Below are 17,603 nucleotides of genomic sequence, written 5' to 3'. Positions count from 1 at the left end.
TGTTACTGATAATTGACGATCACCTGATTGCCAATCACCCGCAGCGGCGGGTTCAACCCGCCTTGCGACTGCACGTAATAGATAAAGCGCAATTCCGCATTGGCCGGCTCGCCCTGCAGACCGTCACTGCTGCCGCTGCCGCCGCCCAGTGGAATGCAGCGGTTCACCGTGCAGAGCTGCGCCTGCAGCCCCACTGGCTCCGGCCCCAGCAAACGGTAGCGCCAGCTGACGCGGGTGATGCGCGCATGGGCATCCGGCAGCGCGTTCGGCGGCCGCAAAGCGGCGGATTCATCACGCATGCCGCCCTGTTCCAGCGTCACGCCCGCCCCTTCGGCCACCCAGGAGCCGGACACCGCATAGGCGGCGAGCGGCGCCAGCAAACAAAATACGAACAGACAGCGTTTCATCAGGCGGCTCCAATGGTCGAGGTCATGCGAATCTGGCGATCGTCGTTAATCTCCAGGTTGGACAGCACCACGAGCTGCGGCAGGCTGCGACGCAGGAAGCGCGCCAGTAAAGGACGCAACGCATGGTTAACCAACAGCACCGGTGGCGCGCTGAGCATCTCTTGCCGCTGCAGCGCCTGGCGCGCCTGATCCAGCAAGCGATCGGCCAGCCCCGGCTCCAGGCCGCCGCCGCCCTGCAACGCCTGCAACAACAAGCGCTCCAACTGGGTATCCAGCCCGATAACCTGAATCTCGCCGTTGCCCGGGAACCACTGCTGCGTGATCGCCCGGCCCAGCGCCACCCGCACCACGGTCGTCAGCTCATAAGGATCGCTCTGCGCCGGGGCATGTTCCGCCAGCGTTTCGACGATGGTGCGCATATCGCGGATGGACACGCGCTCGGCGAGCAGATTTTGCAGCACCTTGTGCAGCGTCGTCAGTGACACCACGCCCGGCACGAAGTCTTCGGTCAGTTTAGGCATCTCCTGCGACACGCGATCCAGCAACTGCTGGGTCTCCTGGCGGCCGAACAGCTCGCTGGCGAACTGGCCGATCAGGTGATTGAGGTGCGTCGCCACCACGGTGCTGGCCTCCACCACGGTAAAGCCCTGGATCTGCGCCTGCTCGCGCAAGGCGCTGTCGATCCACACCGCCTCGAGCCCAAAGGCCGGATCGACGGTTTTGTCTCCCGCCAGCTCCCCAACGGCATTGCCGGGGTTGATCGCCAGCCAGCGGCCCGGCTGCGCTTCACCGCTGCCGATCTCGACGCCTTTCATCAGGATGCGATAGCTGGCTGGCGGCAGTTCCAGGTTGTCGCGAATGTGCACCACCGGCGGCAGATAACCCATGTCCTGGGCGAATTTCTTGCGGATCCCACGGATACGCCCCAGCAGCTCGCCGTTCTGTTGAAAGTCGACCATCGGAATCAACCGGTAGCCCACTTCCATCCCCAGCGGATCTTCCAACTGCACGTCGGCCCAGCTGGCCTCGGCGGCCTGCGGATTCTCAGGCATCACCGGATCCTCCACCGTTTTCGGCGCCTGCTGTTCACGGCCGCGCAGCCACCAGGCGAGGCCCAGCAGAGCCGCGGTAAACAGCAGGAACACCAGGTTCGGCATGCCCGGCACCAGGCCCAGCAGGCCCAGCACCCCGGCGCTCAGCAGCATCACGCGCGGATTGTTGAACAGCTGGCCCACCATCTGCTCGCCGACATCCTGATCGGTCGCGACGCGGGTGACGATGACACCGGCGGCGGTGGAGATCACCAATGCCGGGATCTGCGCCACCAGGCCGTCACCAATGGTCAGCAGCGTATAGCTTTCCGCCGCCGCCCCCAGTTCCATGCCGTGTTGCACCACGCCGACCAACAGGCCGCCGACCACGTTCAGCACCATGATCATCAGGCCGGCGATGGCGTCGCCGCGCACGAATTTACTGGCACCGTCCATCGAGCCGTAAAAATCGGCCTCCTGGGTCACTTCGGCGCGGCGTTTCTTCGCTTCGTCTTCGCCAATCAATCCGGCGTTCAAATCGGCGTCGATCGCCATCTGTTTACCCGGCATGCCGTCCAGCACGAAGCGCGCGCCCACTTCGGCGATACGCCCCGCCCCCTTGGTGATCACCATGAAGTTGATTAACACCAGGATGATGAACACCACGATGCCGATGGCGAAGTTGCCGCCCACCAGGAAGTGGCCGAAGGCTTCCACCACGCGGCCGGCGGCGGCGGAACCGGTATGCCCCTCCAGCAAGATGATGCGCGTCGACGCGACGTTGAGCGACAAACGCAACAACGTGGAGAACAGCAGGATGGTCGGGAAAGCGGCGAATTCGAGCGTGCGCTGGGTGAACATCGCCACCAGCAGCACCATGATCGACAGCGCAATGTTGAAGGTAAACAGCAGGTCGAGGATAAACGCCGGCAACGGCAACACCATCATCGACAGAATCAGCAGGATCAGCACCGGGCCGGCCAGCACCTGCCACTGCGTATCTTTAAAATTGCCCGGCAAACGAAGCAGGGAGGCCAAATTAGCCATCAGAGTCACTCTCTCTTGCAAAATCCAGTGCTTCCGGCACCGGTAAACGTTCAGGTTTTTTCGGGATCAGGCCGCCCTCGCGCCGCCAGCGGCGCAGCTGGTATACCCAGGCCAACACTTCGGCGACCGCGGCATACAGGGTGGCCGGAATATGCTGGCCGATCTCGCTGTGCCGATACAGCGCACGCGCCAGCGGCGGCGCTTCCAGCATCGGGATGCGGTGCTCCGCACCGAGCTCACGAATGCGCAAGGCGATTTCGCCGGCCCCCTTGGCCAGCACCTTCGGCGCACTCATTTTCTTGTCGTTGTACTGCAACGCGACGGCGTAGTGCGTCGGGTTGGTGACGATCACGTCCGCCTTGGGCACGTCGGCCATCATGCGGCGCCGGGCGATCGCCCGCTGCTGCTGGCGAATGCGTCCCTTGACGTGCGGGTCCCCTTCCTGATCCTTGAATTCGTCGCGGATATCCTGCTTGGTCATCTTCAGCTTTTTGAAGTGGCTCCACAGCTGATAGAACACGTCGAACGCCACCATCGGCGTCAGCCCCAGCACCACCAGAAAACCGCAGAACAGGATCATCTGCAGCGCATTGCCCAACGCATCGAGCGGCTGCTGGGTCATCAGATGCAGCATCACCGCCCAGTTGTGCCACAGATAGAGGCCGGTCACCCAGCCGACCAACGTCGCTTTCAGGATCCCTTTCAGCAGCTCGGCCAACACCTGGCTGGAAAAGATGCGCTTCAACCCGGACAGCGGGTTCAGCCGCTTCACGTCGAATTTAATCGACTTGCCGCTGAACAGAATGCCCCCCAACAGCATTGGCGCGGCGAGCGCCACCAGCACCAGCCCCGCCATGATCGGCAGCAGCGCCAGCACCGCCTGTCGCAACAGCATGCCGAGCTGGCGAAGCATCTGCTTGTCGTTACTGACCATGCCGTGGTCAAAGTTCAGCCCTTGCGTGAGCATCGCCGCCAGCTGTTGCGCCATGTTGCTGCCGGACATCAGGATAATCGCAAGGCCCGAGAGCAGCATCAGTACCGAGGTCAGCTCGCGGGAGCGCGGGATCTGGCCGTCTTCACGCGCCTTCTCCAGCCTGTGGGGCGTGGGGGCCTCGCTTTTTTCCAGATCGCTGTCTTCAGCCACGAAACGCCGTTCCTGTATCGGGAGGGTAAAGAATGGCGGTCAGCATGCCAAAAAATTGGCGATGTCATTGGCGGAACAACGGGGAAAAAGGCGGGTTATTTAGGGGATGAGACGAAAACTGCGTGGCTTGTTGTCGGGGCGCGCCGTCGCGCGCCCCGAAAGGCCTCAGAAACCGAGGCTGTCGAGCAGATCGTCGACCTGCGCCTGGTTGGCGATCACGCCGACGCCGTTCTGGTCGAGCTGCGGGCCGTTCAGCAGGCTGTCGTTCGGCCGTTTTTCCTTCACCGGCTGCTCCGGCATGTTTTCCATCAGCACCATCAGCAGCTGCTTTTCGATCTCCTGCACCACGTCCATCATGCGCTTGATCACCTGACCGGTCAGATCCTGGAAGTCCTGCGCCATCATGATTTCCAGCAGCTGGGCGTTGGTGAAGGCCGTATGGCCCGGCACCTGATCCAGATACTGACGCGTGTCGTTGACCAGAGAACGCGCGTCGTCCAGTTCGATGGGATTGGCGAACCACTCGTCCCAGCGCCCTTTCAACGCGTTGGCGCCGGATTCCAGCTCCGCCTGGCGCGGTTGCGCCGCCTCCACGCAGTTCAACGCCCGTTCCGCCGCCTGCGCCGTCATGGTTACGACATAGTCAAGACGGTCGCGCGCATCCGGGATCGCCTCTGCCGCCTGGGCGATCGCCTGATCGAGCCCCAGTTCGCGCATGCTGTCGCGCAGCATTCGGGTCAGTTGGCCGATGCGGGAGATGATCTCTCCCGCGGTCGCTGCATCGCTGGCAGGCATTGGAATGTCTCTCATCGCCCTCTCCTTACATGCCCAATTTTTCAAAAATCTTGTTGAGCTTTTCTTCCAGCGTCGCCGCCGTAAATGGTTTCACTACATAACCGCTGGCGCCGGCCTGCGCCGCCGCGATGATATTTTCTTTCTTGGCTTCCGCCGTCACCATCAGTACCGGCATCGCGGCCAGCGCGCTGTCGGCGCGGATGGTTTGCAACAGCTCAAGTCCGTCCATGTTCGGCATGTTCCAATCGGACACCACGAAGTCGAAACCGCCGGCGCGCAGCTTGTTCAGCGCATCCGCGCCGTCTTCAGCCTCTTCGACGTTGTTGAAGCCCAACTCTTTGAGCAGATTTCTGACGATGCGGCGCATGGTGGAGAAGTCGTCCACAACCAGAAATCTGAGGTTTTTGTCTGCCATTATTACTCCTGAAATAGTTAACCGTTTAATGATGCAACACCGCAGGCCACCGCGCGGCGAACCTGGGTCATATCGCCGCCGGGTAGACCCTGCGGACTAAAATCAAATGCGCAATGCCTGGCCGCCGGCGATCTGCGCCAGCATGCGCTGGCTCATTCTGTCCAGCTCGACCACTTCGCTGACGCCGCCGCTGGCGATCGCCTCGCGCGGCATGCCGAACACCACGCAGCTCGCCTCGTTCTGCGCCAGGGTATAGGCCCCGGCGCGGTGCATCTCCAGCATCCCCGCCGCCCCGTCGTTGCCCATGCCGGTGAGGATCACCCCCACCGCATTGCGGCCGGCGTATTGCGCCACCGAGCGGAACAGCACGTCGACCGACGGGCGATGACGGTTGACCGCCGGGCCGTCATGCAGCTTCACCTGATAGTTGGCGCCGCTGCGCGTCAGCTCCAGGTGGCGATCCCCCGGTGCGATGTAGGCGTGGCCCGGCAGCACGCGCTCGCCGTCCTCCGCTTCTTTCACCGTGATCTGGCACAGCTTGTTCAGCCGCTCGGCGAACGAACGGGTGAATCCCGGCGGCATGTGTTGAGTGATCAACAGCGCCGGGCTGGTGGCCGGCAGCGGCTGCAGCACTTGGCGAATCGCTTCGGTGCCGCCGGTGGAAGCGCCGATGGCGATCAGTTTTTCACTGCTCAGCAGCGGCGCATGGCTGAGGATCGCCGGCGCCGGGCTGCTGGAGCGCTGCGGCAGGCGCGCTCTGGCGGCGGTGCGGATCTTCTCGGCAATCAGCTCGCTGTAGGCCAACATGCCCTCGCGAATGCCGAGCTGCGGTTTGGTGACGAAGTCCACCGCGCCCAGCTCCAGCGCGCGCAGCGTGATTTCCGAGCCTTTGCCGGTCAGCGAAGAGACCATCACCACCGGCATCGGCCGCAGGCGCATCAGCTTCTCGAGGAAATCCAGCCCATCCATGCGCGGCATCTCGACGTCCAGCGTCAGCACCTGAGGATTAAATTTTTTGATCAGATCGCGCGCCACCAGCGGATCCGGCGCGGTCGCCACCATTTCCATGTCGGCATGGCCGTTCACGATTTCCGTCATCAGCTGGCGCATCAGTGCCGAATCGTCTACGCATAACACTCTGATTTTACTCATTACCTCTCCTTGGTCAGCCCATACACGGTCTGCCCACGCAAGTAGAAATCCCGGCTGATCTGGCTGAAATTCTCGGAGTGGCCGGCGAACATCAGCCCCCCCGGCTTAAGCAAGGGAACGAAGCGGCGCAGGATGCGCTCCTGCGTCGCCTTATCGAAATAGATCATGACGTTGCGGCAAAAAATGGCGTCGAATTGCCCCGGCAGCGCCCACTCCGGCGCCAGCAGATTCAGCGGCTGAAAGTTCACTCGCGCCGCCAACTCCGGCCGCACGCGCACCAACCCCTGATGCGGCCCGGTGCCGCGCAGAAAATAGCGCTGCATTTGGGTCGGCGTCAGGGTGCGCAGATCTTCCTGGCGGTAAACGCCCGCCTCCGCTTTTTCCAGCACCTGCGTATCGATGTCGCTGGCCCAGACCTGGCAACTGCCGGCGCGTTGCCCCAGGGCATCGCTCAGCGTGATGGCGATCGAATACGGCTCTTCGCCGGTCGAGGCCGCGGTGCTCCATACGCTGTAGCCGTTCGGCCGCGCGCGCGCATGTTCCGCCAGGATCGGGAAGTGATGCGCCTCGCGGAAAAATGCCGTCAGGTTGGTGGTCAGCGCGTTGATGAACGCCTGCCATTCCGCGCTGTTCGGATCGCTTTCCAGCAGCGCCAGGTAGTCGCCGAAATCGTGCAATCCCAACAGCCGCAGCCGGCGCACCAGGCGGTTGTAAACCATCTCGCGCTTATGCTCCGCCAGCACGATGCCGGCGCGTTGATAAATCAACTGGCTGATACGGCGAAAATGCACGTCCGACAGCGGCAGACGCTGCACCATTTGCGTCAACATCGACGCTGTATCCCGGTTAGAAGTTGACGGCGCCTGTTTCATGCCACCTCACCGGAGAAAAACGTGCTGCTTATGCGGTTTAACAATCTTGGGCTTCCTTTACCACGGGTGAAACTGCGTTGCTGCTGTTACCTGACGCGACGACGTTATCGTCCGCCAGACGGAATACCGCGACCGCGTCGGCCAGGGTAATGGCCTGCTCTTCCAGCGCGGTGGCGGCAGAAGCGGATTCTTCCACCAGCGCGGCGTTCTGCTGGGTGACCTGATCCATCTGGGTCACCGCCTGCGTCACCTGCTCGATGCCGCGGCTCTGTTCATCCGATGCCGAGGCGATCTCGCCCATGATGTCGGTTACGCGCGTCACCGAACGCACGATGTCCTGCATGGTGGCGCCGGAATTTTCCACCAGCACCGAGCCGTGTTTGACGCGGCTGACCGATTCGTCGATCAGCACCTTGATCTCTTTCGCCGCCTGCGCGCTGCGGCTCGCCAGGTTGCGCACCTCGCCGGCGACCACGGCGAAACCCCGCCCCTGTTCGCCGGCGCGCGCCGCTTCCACCGCCGCATTGAGCGCCAGAATGTTGGTCTGGAAGGCGATGCCGTCGATCACGCTGGTGATGGCGCCGATTTTCTGCGAACTGTTGGCGATATCGTGCATGGTGGTGACCACGTCCCCGGCCAGTTCGCCGCCCTTGGCCGCGGTGGCCGAAGCGTCGCGCGCCAGCTGAGAGGCCTGCCGCGCATTGTCGGCGTTCTGCTTCACCGTCGCGGTCAGCTGTTCCATGCTGGCGGCGGTTTCTTCCAGCGAAGCGGCCTGCTGCTCGGTACGGGAAGAGAGATCGTTATTGCCTTCGGCGATCTCCTGCAGGCCGATCAGAATCGACTCCGCACCGTCGCGCACCGCGCCGACGGTACCGATCAGCGACTGCTGCGTGCGTTGCAGGCTGGCGAACAACATGCTGATTTCATTGCGGCCATACACTTGAATCGGCGTCGCCAAATCGCCGGCGGCGATGCGTTCAAAGTGGCTGCGGATTTGATTCAGCGGCTGTACCAACATGGTGCGCAACCACCACATGGCGCTACCGGTCACCACGATCAGCATCAAGACCGCCCCCGCCAGCATCAGGCCCGCCAGCGTGAAGGAGAATTGGTTGGCGTCTCGAGCCTCGCTGATGTCGCCATTGACCAACTGCAAATACTGCACGAAGTCAGCCTCAAACAGGTCCTGGGTTTTCTGCGTCGGCTGATCCATAAACGCCTGCAGCTCGCCCTTTTCCAGGAAACCGATCAGTTCACGCAGCGCGCCGCGCAGCCGCTCGTAGCTGGCCTTGGTGGTGGCCGTCTGCTGGTTCTGCTGTTCACTGCTGCGTTCAACCGCCATGAACTGATTGAAATAGAGGTCGGCCTTCTGCAGCGAACTGCGGGCGCTGCTCATCAATTCGTTCACCTGCTCCTGCGGCAGTTTCAGCGCCGCGCGGGTGCCGGCGCGGTTCAGCGTATTGCGGGCCTGCAACAGCGACACCCAGCTCAGGCTGAGCGAATCGCGCTGCTGGCTGCCGAGGGTGATGATGTCGAGGTTGTGGTTATCGGAGCGAAACGCGGAATACGACAGGCCGCTGCTGGCCAACTGCAGAACGCAGAAGGTCATCAACAACAGGAACAAGCTGGTAGAGATACGGATTCGGTTAAACACTGTGAACCTCCTTGCAGCCGGCCGGCGACCGGCCTACGTAGGGAAAAGGGCCTCTGCGAGAGAGGCCCGATACCGGTCAGAACGTTTCCCAGTTATCCTGCAGATCGCTGGCGTTCATTTTCTTATGATTGATTACCGGTGTTACCGGCGCCTTGCTGGTGACAGGCGCCTTAAACTCTTCCTGGCCTTCCGACCTCAAACGGAATACCGCTACCGACTGGGTCAGCATGCTGGCCTGTTCTTCCAGCGCCGCCGCCGCCGAGGCGGATTCTTCCACCAACGAGGCGTTCTGCTGGGTGACGCGGTCCATTTCCGCTACCGCCTGGCCAACCTGATCGATGCCGCGGCTCTGCTCGTCCGAAGCCGAGGCGATTTCGCCCATGATATCGGTCACGCGGGTGACGGCGTTGACGATGTCGCCCATGGTTTCCCCGGCGCTTTCCACCAGCACGGAGCCCATATCGACGCGGCTGACCGAGTCTTCGATCAGGCCTTTGATCTCTTTCGCCGCCTGTGCGCTGCGCTGCGCCAGGTTGCGCACTTCACCGGCCACCACCGCGAAGCCGCGGCCCTGTTCGCCGGCGCGCGCCGCTTCCACTGCGGCGTTCAACGCCAGGATGTTGGTCTGGAAGGCGATGCCGTCGATCACGCCGGTAATATCGGCGATCTTCTGCGAACTGCCGGCGATGTCGTGCATGGTCTGCACCACGTTGGCCACCACCTTGCCGCCTTTCTGCGCGGTTTCGGAGGCGCTCAGCGCCAGCTGTGAAGCCTGACGGGCGTTTTCGGCGTTCTGTTTCACCGTCGCGGTCAGCTGTTCCATGCTGGCGGCGGTCTCTTCCAACGACGCGGCCTGCTGCTCGGTGCGGGAGGAGAGATCGTTGTTGCCCGCGGCGATTTCTGACGCGCCGCTGTAGATGGCGTCCGCGCCCTGACGCACGCCGCTGACGGTTTCGATCAGTTCGCTTTGCATATGTTTCAGGCTGGCCGCCAGCACGCCCATTTCGTTGCGGCTGTTGACGACGATCTGCTGAGTCAGGTCGCCGGCGGCGATCTGTTTGATGTGATCGATCATGCGGTTCAGCGGGCGCACCAGGATGTGATGGATACCGGTCCAGACCAGTACGATCACCGCCAGCACCACCACCAGCACCACGATCAGCGTCCAAATGGCCGAGTTGTAGGAGCTGTTGCTGCCGTCGACCGCGATTTGGTACAGCTTGCCGTTTTGCTCCAGATAAACGTTGTAGCTCTGCTCAAAGTTGTCCTGGTAACTCTGCGTAGGCTGATCGAAGAAAGCGTTGATTTTGCCTTCGCCCAGCAGTTGGATCAGCTCGGAGAGCGCGCCGTACAGCACATCGTACTGCTGCTTGAGGCGTTCCGCCGACTGAGGATCCTGGCGCGGGTCCTGAGGAATTTTCTCGTACGCGGCGTAGTGTCTTTCCGCTTCACCCAGCTCTTCCTTCGCTTTGGCCAGCAGTTCATCAATGGTGGCGCCGCTGCCGATCTTGTTGGTATCCATCATGTAGCGAATACCGGCGCGGTTCAGGGAGTTACGCGCCTGCAGCAGGTCAACGCGGCTTTCACTCAGCTGCAGCTGCTGCTGGCGGATCGTTTGCAGGACGGTAAAGTTTTCCTTATCGCTTTTCAGCGAGGAGAAAAAGAGTCCGCCCGAAATCAACTGCAAGGCGCCAAACAGCACCAACACCAGCAACAGGCTGGTGACCACCTTCATACGATTTAACATGATTTCCCTTGTTGAAGCCCGCGCAGACAGGCTCTGATGACGTTGAATGTGAGAGTTATCGGCGCCGTGCGGCAAAACTTTATGCGGGAAAGTAACTATTTTTAGTGGGGGTTCCGGGCGCGGCTGAGGCCATCGCGACAGATCAGGGAAAGTGAAGGTTAAAGGGGGCGGCGCCCCGCCCCTTGAGTCTGAAATCAGACGCTTTTCGCCACGCTGTCGACCAGCGACATCTCTTCGCTGCTCAGCAGCTTTTCGATATCCACCAGGATCAGCATGCGCTCGCCCAGCGAACCGAGGCCGGTGAGATATTCGGTCGCCAGCGTCACCGCGAACTCCGGCGCCGGACGGATCTGATCGGCGGTGAGCGACAGCACGTCGGAGACGCCGTCAACCACGATGCCCACCACGCGCTGGCCAAAGTTCAACACGATCACCACGGTGTTCTCATCGTAGGAAACACTCTGCTGCGAAAACTTCACCCGCAGATCGATGATGGGAACAATCACGCCGCGCAGGTTGGTGACGCCCTTGATGAACGCCGGGGTGTTGGCGATGCGGGTCACCTGATCGTAGCCGCGAATTTCCTGCACCTTGAGGATATCGATGCCATACTCCTCGTTGCCCAGGGTAAAAATCAGAAACTCTTGCCCTACCGTTTCGCCAGCCAATTTGCTGACGGCTGCCAATCCTGCCATATCATTCACCTTTTAAATCAATAAACTCATTATTATGCGGCGGCGTCCGTCAGACGCTTTTCACGGTTCAAGGTTTGCAACGCCGAGACATCGACGATCAAGGCCACGCTGCCGTCGCCCAGAATGGTCGCGGCGGAGATGCCCGGCACTTTGCGGTAGTTGCTTTCCAGATTCTTCACCACCACCTGATGCTGGCCAATCAGTTGATCTACCAGCAACGCATAGCGGCGGCCGGCGCTTTGCAGGATCACCACGATGCCCTGCGTGGCGTCGGTTTTGGCGCCGTCCACTTCGAATACCCGATACAGCTCCACCAGCGGCAGGTATTCGCCGCGCACCTGCAGCACGCGTTCGCCCCCGGCCAACGGATGCAGATCTTCCGCCTGCGGCTGCAGCGATTCCATCACCGCGTTCAGCGGCAGGATAAAGACTTCGTCGTTCACCTTGACCGACATGCCGTCGAGGATCGCCAGCGTCAGCGGCAACAGGATGCGGATGGTGGTGCCTTTACCGGCCTGCGAACGGATCTCGACGTGGCCCCCCATCTCCTGAATATTCCTTTTCACCACGTCCATGCCGACGCCGCGGCCGGAAACGTCGGTCACCTGTTCGGCGGTAGAGAAGCCCGGCGCAAAGATCAGCATGCCGACCTCTTCGTCGCTCATGCTGTCGCTGACCGCCAGCCCTTGCGAAGCCGCCTTGGCGAGAATTTTTTCGCGGTTCAGGCCGGCGCCGTCGTCGATGACTTCAATACAAATGTTGCCGCCCTGGTGTTCGGCCGACAGCACCAGATTGCCCACCGCCGACTTGCCGGCGGCGATGCGGGTGGCCGGCTCTTCGATGCCGTGATCGAGGCTGTTGCGCACCAGGTGGGTCAACGGATCGATAATGCGTTCGATCAGGCTCTTGTCCAGTTCGGTGGAACTGCCTTGCAGCGTCAACTCCACCTGCTTGTTCAGCTTGCCGGCCAGATCGCGCACCAGGCGCGGATAGCGGCTGAAGACGTATTCCATCGGCATCATGCGGATCGACATCACCGACTCCTGAAGATCGCGCGCGTTACGCTCCAGCTGGCTCATGCTGTTCAGCAGATCGCCGTGGTTCACCGGATCGAGCGTGCCGGAGCGTTGCGCCAGCATCGACTGGGTGATCACCAGCTCGCCCACCAGGTTGATCAGCTGATCCACCTTTTCCACCGCCACGCGAATGCTGGTGGACTCGCTCGCCTTGGCGCGCGCTTTTGGCGCTTCGGCCGCTGCGGCGGCCGGTTTGGCGGCAGGCGGCGCGGCGTTCGCGACCGCCGCAGGCGCAGGCTCCGGCACGTCGACCGCTTCCGGTAAGCTCGCTTCTGCGATGGCCGGTTCGCTCTGGGGCGGCGTCGAGAAGCTGATTTGTTCCGGTTCCAGCACGAAGCACAACACGGCGCTGATGTCGTCTTCGCTGGCGGAGGTGAGCAACGTCACGTCCAGACTGTGTTCCGTTTGATGCGGATCTTTAACCTCGCCGAGGTTGCCCAGCTCTTCCAACATCAAGGGGATTTCACTGGCTTTCAGCCCGTTCAGGCTGATGCGCATGCCGCCCTCGATCGCCGCCGGCGCGGCCGATGGCTTAACGACAGGCTGCTGAACGGCCGGTTGAGCCGCAGGCGCCCCCTGCTGCTGTTGCGCTTCCAACGCCAGCTGGCGCAGCGCCTGACAAATGTATTCAAAGCTTTCAGCGTCAGGCTGTTGCGAGGTTTTATAGGCGTCCAGTTGCTCCTGCATAATGTCTTTGGTTTCCAGAAACAGGTTGATAATCTCGGTGCTCAGGCTCATTTCCTGGCGTCTTGCACCGTCCAGCAGGTTCTCCAGCAGGTGGGTGGTTTCCTGCAGCACCGAAAAACCAAAGGTCGCCGCGCCGCCCTTGATCGAATGCGCCGCGCGGAAGATGGCGTTCAACGGCTCGATATCGGGGGCCAGCGGATCCAGCTCCAGCAGGTGTTGCTCCATGTCGGCCAGCAACTCGTCTGCCTCATCAAAGAAGGTCTGATAAAAATCGCTAATGTCCATGCTCACGGGGTCACCTCTGGCTGTGAGTCGCGGTTAGTCGGTGCGGGTGCGGAAGCCGGTTGTTCCGGCGCCTGATCGGCCGGTGCTATCGCCGGGGATGCCTGCGGTGGAGCGCTTGGCGTTGGCGCCACCGGTTCCGGGGCTGTCGCCGAGGGTTCCGGCGTTTGGCTGGCCGGTGCGGTCGCCGACGGCGCCAGCTGCTTCAGACTGTCCGGTTGGGCGATATCCAGCGCGTTGCTTTCGGCATTTTCGTGCTCAATGCCCTCTTGCGTTTGCTTGTTCAGCACCAACACGGTGATGCGTCGGTTAATCGCGTCATCGGCGCCATGCTGTTTCAGGCTCATGGTGGCCGCCATGCCCACCACCCGCAGCACCTTGCCTTCCGCCAGGCCGCCGGCGATCAGCTCGCGTCGGGAGGCGTTGGCGCGATCGGCCGACAGTTCCCAGTTGCTGTAGCCGCGCTCGCCGGTGGCGTAAGGGATATCATCGGTGTGGCCGGACAGGCTGATCTTGTTCGGCAAGTCGTTGAGGATCGGCGCTATCGCCCGCAGAATATCGCGCATATAGCTCTCGACCTGCGCGCTGCCGGTTTTGAACATCGGCCGGTTTTGGCTATCGATAATCTGAATGCGCAACCCCTCGTCCATCATGTTGATCAGCAGATGCGGGCGCAGCGCCTTCAGGCGCGGATCGGACTCAATCAACTCATCCAGCTTTTCGCGCAGCTTGTTCAGGCGCAGCTCTTCGGCGCGCGCGTCCGGCGAATCGACCTGTTTTCTCACCAGGCCGTGCTGCTGCGTGGGATCGTCGCCGCCGCCCGGGATTGGGCTGCTCTCGGAGCTGCTCTTGTCGCCGCTGGTCAGGGCGACCTTGAGCGGCGTACGGAAATATTCGGCGATTTGCGTCAGCTCCTGCGGGCTGGCGATCGCCAGCAGCCACATCACCAGGAAGAACGCCATCATCGCCGTCATAAAGTCGGCATAAGCGATCTTCCAGGAGCCGCCGTGATGAGCGGCATGATGCGATTTGCGCTTTCTGACCAGAACGACCGGATGATTCTGTTTCATGCTTCTTCTTCTTCCGTCGCCTGCTGCGCCGGCGCTTTCACGCGGCGCACGTGTTCTTCCAGCTCAACGAAAGAAGGACGTTCGGTGGTATACAGCGTTTTGCGGCCAAACTCGACTGCGATCTGCGGCGCGTAACCGTTCAGACTCGACAACAGCGTGACCTTGATGCATTGCATCATCTTGACGTTTTCGGCGCTCTTCTGGCGCAGCAACGTCGCCAGCGGCGAGATGAAGCCGTAGGCCAACAAAATGCCGAGGAAAGTACCGACCATGGCGTTAGCGATCAGCGCGCCCAGTTCAGCGGCCGGACGGTCAGCCGAAGCCAGGGCGTGCACCACCCCCATCACCGCCGCGACGATGCCGAACGCCGGCAAGGAGTCGCCCACCATCGCCAGACTGCCGGCGGGCACTTCGCTTTCCTGCTCGTAGGTTTCGATCTCTTCGTCCATCAGCGCTTCGATCTCGAACGCATTCATATTGCCGCTCACCATCAGCCGTAAATAGTCGGTAATGAACTCCACCAGGGTGTTATCGGCAAGGATGCGCGGATAATTAGAGAAAATTTCACTTTCTTGCGGATTATCGATATCGAACTCGAGTGACAGCATGCCCTGCTGACGCGATTTGGCCAGCAGACGGAACAGCAACGCCATCAGATCCATATACAGATCTTTGTTGTATTTGGAACGGCGCATCAGGCGCGGCAGGGCGCGCAGCGTGGCTTTGATCGCTTTGCCGTTGTTGCCGACGATGAAAGCGCCGACCCCCGCCCCGCCGATAATCAGAAACTCCGCCGGCTGATAGAGCGCACCGAGATGACCGCCCACGATCAGGTAGCCGCCAAACACCGCGCCCAATACCACGAGATAACCCAAAATAACTAGCACACGCATTCCTTAAATTAACAATGTGGATGGAAGGTGGGGCAAACGCGCCCTGGCGCGACAGACCAGGCTGCATGTCTGGGGGCGGCATGCCGCCCCTGCGTATCACACGTCGGTATTCATTGCCGAGAGCCGGCAATGTGGCGGCTCAAATGGCGCGTTTGACCTGCTCGTCCAGCAGTTGAGGAATAATATCGGCCAGTTGCGGCGAAAGTTTACGTCTTTTTACGGCGCGGGATGGGGGTTGGCATAAACTGCAGATGAAACCATTCAGCGGCTGGTGCGCGTGGGTGATAAATGCGCCGCCGCAGCAGCTGCAGGCGGAAAGCTGCAACATGCCGCTATCGACGAAGCGCACCAGCGTCCAGGCACGGGTCAGCGCCAGCAACGGCGCCTCGCCGGCCTGCTGCGGACACTGCTCGAGATAGAGGCGATAGGCTTTGATCACCGCCTCCACTCCGCTGCACTGCCCGCTTTTCATCAAAAACAGGTAAGCGTTGTAAAACATCGACGAGTGAATATTTTGTTCCCAGGTCATAAACCAGTCGGTTGAGAACGGTAACATTCCTTTTGGCGGCGGGCTGCCGCGTAACTCCTTGTAAAGTTTAATCAAGCGCCCGCGGCTAAGCTGGGTTTCACTCTCCAGCATCTGCAATCGGGCTCCCAGCGAAATCAGCTCCATGGCGAGCTGAATGTCCTTGGCTTCTTGAACGATACTTTTCTCAACCATCATCAGGCTCTTTTCTTCGTCGGGCTAGCGTCTTTACTCGATAGCTCTTGCAGTAAATGGCTTGATAGCAAAATGCCGGTATGGATTTGTTGCAGATCGTCGACGCGCGACTCTTTGGTCAGGCGCTCGATGGTCTGGCTTTCGTTAAAGCGGAAGTGGCAAACCAGCTGGTTGGTCTCGGCCAGTTTAACCATTTGCGGCAAAGTCAGCTGCGCCAGCGCATCGGCCATGGTTTCATCAATACCCAGGCGAAACATTGCGGACGCTTTTTCATCGTTGATCAAACGCTGTGCTAAAAGTAAATATGACAGATTGATGTCATAAATATGCTTAAGTAATTCAGACGTACCCATATTCCCCATCCCGACAGACTATGTTTAAAAACATACGCTGGGTGATAAATTTTATCGCCCGTGACTTGGGTTGTTTCCCAAAGTTGGCAAATTAATCTCTCAAAAACGACTGCTATAATTTTCGACAATCGCTAAATTCGACCACTGTTCAGTATTTGCTACGAGCGTAAACCAACGTGTATGGATGTACAGCATTCTGCTTCGATAGTGTTTAGTCACCATGAAACTATTTTTACAAATTTAATAAGATTATTCCTAAAGCAGCGCAACTCTACCCCTGAACCATTAGCACACACAATGTAAGTGAGAGGCAATTTTAAATACAATGTGACATAGATCACAAAAATAAAAAATAATTAAGCCAAATACACCCAAATACGTTCACTTATTGACCGCCAATTTGCTCATAAAACAGCCATAGGTAAAAAAACGTCTTAAAAACAATGTTTATCCGCCAAAAAATTATCTTTTTTAGATCAATTCGAACAAAAGCATCACCAAACCAAAATAACAGAACAAAAATCTGCATATAGGCAACAAACTCAGTATAAATAACCATTTGAGTTACTAAAAAATATCCAAGCTGAAAAATAACCAATGTAAACTATAAGGTTATTAGCTATCGGATTTGACTTAAGCCCTCCGCCTGAGGCTGTTCTAATTTTCAACATCAGGTGATTATGGCTTATCAATGATTCGCAGGCGTAGTGAACAAGCTAACAGACGTAACGATATGTTTCCGTATTAGCACGATGCAAGAATGCTTTTTTTGAGTTAAATTTCCCCAAAACGTTATATCGGCGGCGATTCATAAAACTTTAATGCTTTTTATTTCTTTCTCTGACGCCGAGATAATTCCCCCTCACCCCACAGATTATTTACATGGCTTTGGCTTTCATCACTTCATTGTCATAAAATAAAACGCAGTTTTGTTTTACTGTTGATATTTCGTCATCGAAAAAACGGTTTTTCAACGCAGGCAGCGGCGACAAACACCGCCCAATGCCGCGACGGCGCCACGGCCGGGTGAAAAAATCACCGCAAAAGAGGCCGGCACGGCACCGCGCGCTGGTGCACAGCACGAATGACGACGCGTCGGCCGTCAACCGCCCTGAGACTTTCCCTATTTCTCCATTAATCAGCAGGCTGAGATTGCTGACGGCGCACTGGCATATTATGATTTATCAAAGCGCCGCTACGGGCGGCGTGACATCATTACCCAGTGCAATTTATCTAATTGAAATGATTTTTGTCAGGTCGTACATCGCTGCCTCGACGGCGTCGCCGTGAGTCGCCATGTGTTATTCACCCGGCTTTAACTATTAACAGGCTATATTTTAATCATGACCGATACGCTCGAATATCTGCTGACATTTCGTAAATGCTCCTCTTTGGACAGCCTGGAGAAGGTGTACGACAAACTGAACTACTCCATTGAAAACGATACGGAAATGAGCAATATGTACCGTGCCGCCGACCACCGTCGCGCCGAGCTGGTTGCCGGTAAATTGTTCGATCTGGGCAAGGTGCCGAAAACGCTGTGGGCACAGGTGCTTTAATTC

At 59.4% G+C, this 17,603-nt stretch carries 16 protein-coding genes; 1 reads left to right on the top strand and 15 read right to left on the bottom strand.

Features of this window, described 5'->3' with window-relative positions:
* Positions 1-2: 2 nt before the first annotated feature.
* From ACTJJ6_RS07550 to flhD, 15 genes are all read right to left on the bottom strand, one after another.
* Positions 3-407, bottom strand: coding sequence for a flagellar protein FlhE (locus ACTJJ6_RS07550; protein ID WP_033640022.1), 405 nt, complete (start codon positions 405-407; stop codon positions 3-5).
* Positions 407-2,485, bottom strand: a complete 2,079-nt coding sequence (flhA, locus tag ACTJJ6_RS07545; protein WP_016927291.1) for a flagellar biosynthesis protein FlhA — start codon at positions 2,483-2,485, stop codon at positions 407-409. Before flhA ends, ACTJJ6_RS07550 begins: the two co-directional genes overlap by 1 nt.
* A complete protein-coding gene (flhB, locus tag ACTJJ6_RS07540) occupies positions 2,478-3,629 on the bottom strand; it encodes a flagellar biosynthesis protein FlhB (protein ID WP_143778242.1) in 1,152 nt (383 codons plus the stop codon). Before flhB ends, flhA begins: the two co-directional genes overlap by 8 nt.
* Positions 3,630-3,794: 165 nt before the next feature.
* The gene (gene cheZ / locus ACTJJ6_RS07535; protein WP_004934858.1) at positions 3,795-4,439 is read right to left on the bottom strand and encodes a protein phosphatase CheZ; all 645 of its coding nucleotides are present in this window, start codon (positions 4,437-4,439) and stop codon (positions 3,795-3,797) included.
* Positions 4,440-4,449: 10 nt separating this feature from the next.
* A complete protein-coding gene (gene cheY, locus ACTJJ6_RS07530; RefSeq protein WP_004934862.1) occupies positions 4,450-4,839 on the bottom strand; it encodes a chemotaxis response regulator CheY in 390 nt (129 codons plus the stop codon).
* Positions 4,840-4,941: 102 nt separating this feature from the next.
* Positions 4,942-5,991, bottom strand: a complete 1,050-nt coding sequence (locus ACTJJ6_RS07525) for a protein-glutamate methylesterase/protein-glutamine glutaminase (RefSeq protein WP_015378262.1) — start codon at positions 5,989-5,991, stop codon at positions 4,942-4,944.
* Positions 5,991-6,863: a protein-glutamate O-methyltransferase CheR gene (gene cheR / locus ACTJJ6_RS07520; protein ID WP_143778243.1), complete on the bottom strand. Its 873-nt coding sequence runs from the start codon at positions 6,861-6,863 to the stop codon at positions 5,991-5,993. The genes ACTJJ6_RS07525 and cheR overlap by 1 nt, the downstream gene beginning before the upstream one ends.
* A gap of 37 nt (positions 6,864-6,900) precedes the next feature.
* Positions 6,901-8,517: a methyl-accepting chemotaxis protein gene (locus ACTJJ6_RS07515; protein WP_016927287.1), complete on the bottom strand. Its 1,617-nt coding sequence runs from the start codon at positions 8,515-8,517 to the stop codon at positions 6,901-6,903.
* Between the two features lie 76 nt (positions 8,518-8,593).
* Positions 8,594-10,264: a methyl-accepting chemotaxis protein gene (locus ACTJJ6_RS07510; protein WP_004934873.1), complete on the bottom strand. Its 1,671-nt coding sequence runs from the start codon at positions 10,262-10,264 to the stop codon at positions 8,594-8,596.
* 194 nt (positions 10,265-10,458) lie between these two features.
* Positions 10,459-10,959: a chemotaxis protein CheW gene (cheW, locus tag ACTJJ6_RS07505; RefSeq protein WP_004934876.1), complete on the bottom strand. Its 501-nt coding sequence runs from the start codon at positions 10,957-10,959 to the stop codon at positions 10,459-10,461.
* A gap of 32 nt (positions 10,960-10,991) precedes the next feature.
* Complete coding sequence (gene cheA, locus ACTJJ6_RS07500) at positions 10,992-13,013, bottom strand: chemotaxis protein CheA (protein ID WP_049299119.1); 2,022 nt, start codon at positions 13,011-13,013, stop codon at positions 10,992-10,994.
* Positions 13,010-14,074, bottom strand: coding sequence for a flagellar motor protein MotB (gene motB / locus ACTJJ6_RS07495; protein ID WP_016927283.1), 1,065 nt, complete (start codon positions 14,072-14,074; stop codon positions 13,010-13,012). Before motB ends, cheA begins: the two co-directional genes overlap by 4 nt.
* A complete protein-coding gene (gene motA, locus ACTJJ6_RS07490) occupies positions 14,071-14,961 on the bottom strand; it encodes a flagellar motor stator protein MotA (protein ID WP_015378266.1) in 891 nt (296 codons plus the stop codon). Before motA ends, motB begins: the two co-directional genes overlap by 4 nt.
* Before the next feature lie 145 nt (positions 14,962-15,106).
* Positions 15,107-15,691: a flagellar transcriptional regulator FlhC gene (gene flhC / locus ACTJJ6_RS07485; protein ID WP_016927281.1), complete on the bottom strand. Its 585-nt coding sequence runs from the start codon at positions 15,689-15,691 to the stop codon at positions 15,107-15,109.
* Positions 15,691-16,041 carry a flagellar transcriptional regulator FlhD gene (flhD, locus tag ACTJJ6_RS07480; protein WP_004934891.1) on the bottom strand — a complete coding sequence of 117 codons (351 nt, stop codon included), beginning with the start codon at positions 16,039-16,041 and terminating at the stop codon, positions 15,691-15,693. Before flhD ends, flhC begins: the two co-directional genes overlap by 1 nt.
* Before the next feature lie 1,343 nt (positions 16,042-17,384).
* On the opposite strand from flhD, the gene ydgT reads away from it, so the two are divergent.
* On the top strand, positions 17,385-17,600 hold the full coding sequence (gene ydgT, locus ACTJJ6_RS07475; RefSeq protein ID WP_004934895.1) for a transcription modulator YdgT: 216 nt from the start codon (positions 17,385-17,387) through the stop codon (positions 17,598-17,600).
* Positions 17,601-17,603: the final 3 nt, after the last annotated feature.

The sequence above is a fragment of the Serratia sp. 22278 genome (genome assembly GCF_052045405.1).
In the GTDB taxonomy this organism is placed as follows: Bacteria; Pseudomonadota; Gammaproteobacteria; order Enterobacterales; family Enterobacteriaceae; genus Serratia; species Serratia marcescens.
This window is presented reverse-complemented; position numbering and strand designations above follow the sequence as displayed.

Bases quoted from the DNA above. Each gene is read 5' to 3' on its own strand.
- ACTJJ6_RS07550 (WP_033640022.1), bottom strand. From the start codon at position 407: ATGAAACGCTGTCTGTTCGTATTTTGTTTGCTGGCGCCGCTCGCCGCC.
- flhA (WP_016927291.1), bottom strand. From the start codon at position 2,485: ATGGCTAATTTGGCCTCCCTGCTTCGTTTGCCGGGCAATTTTAAAGAT.
- cheZ (WP_004934858.1), bottom strand. From the start codon at position 4,439: ATGAGAGACATTCCAATGCCTGCCAGCGATGCAGCGACCGCGGGAGAG.
- cheY (WP_004934862.1), bottom strand. From the start codon at position 4,839: ATGGCAGACAAAAACCTCAGATTTCTGGTTGTGGACGACTTCTCCACC.
- ACTJJ6_RS07525 (WP_015378262.1), bottom strand. From the start codon at position 5,991: ATGAGTAAAATCAGAGTGTTATGCGTAGACGATTCGGCACTGATGCGC.
- cheR (WP_143778243.1), bottom strand. From the start codon at position 6,863: ATGAAACAGGCGCCGTCAACTTCTAACCGGGATACAGCGTCGATGTTG.
- ACTJJ6_RS07510 (WP_004934873.1), bottom strand. From the start codon at position 10,264: ATGTTAAATCGTATGAAGGTGGTCACCAGCCTGTTGCTGGTGTTGGTG.
- cheW (WP_004934876.1), bottom strand. From the start codon at position 10,959: ATGGCAGGATTGGCAGCCGTCAGCAAATTGGCTGGCGAAACGGTAGGG.
- motB (WP_016927283.1), bottom strand. From the start codon at position 14,074: ATGAAACAGAATCATCCGGTCGTTCTGGTCAGAAAGCGCAAATCGCAT.
- flhC (WP_016927281.1), bottom strand. From the start codon at position 15,691: ATGATGGTTGAGAAAAGTATCGTTCAAGAAGCCAAGGACATTCAGCTC.
- flhD (WP_004934891.1), bottom strand. From the start codon at position 16,041: ATGGGTACGTCTGAATTACTTAAGCATATTTATGACATCAATCTGTCA.
- ydgT (WP_004934895.1), top strand. From the start codon at position 17,385: ATGACCGATACGCTCGAATATCTGCTGACATTTCGTAAATGCTCCTCT.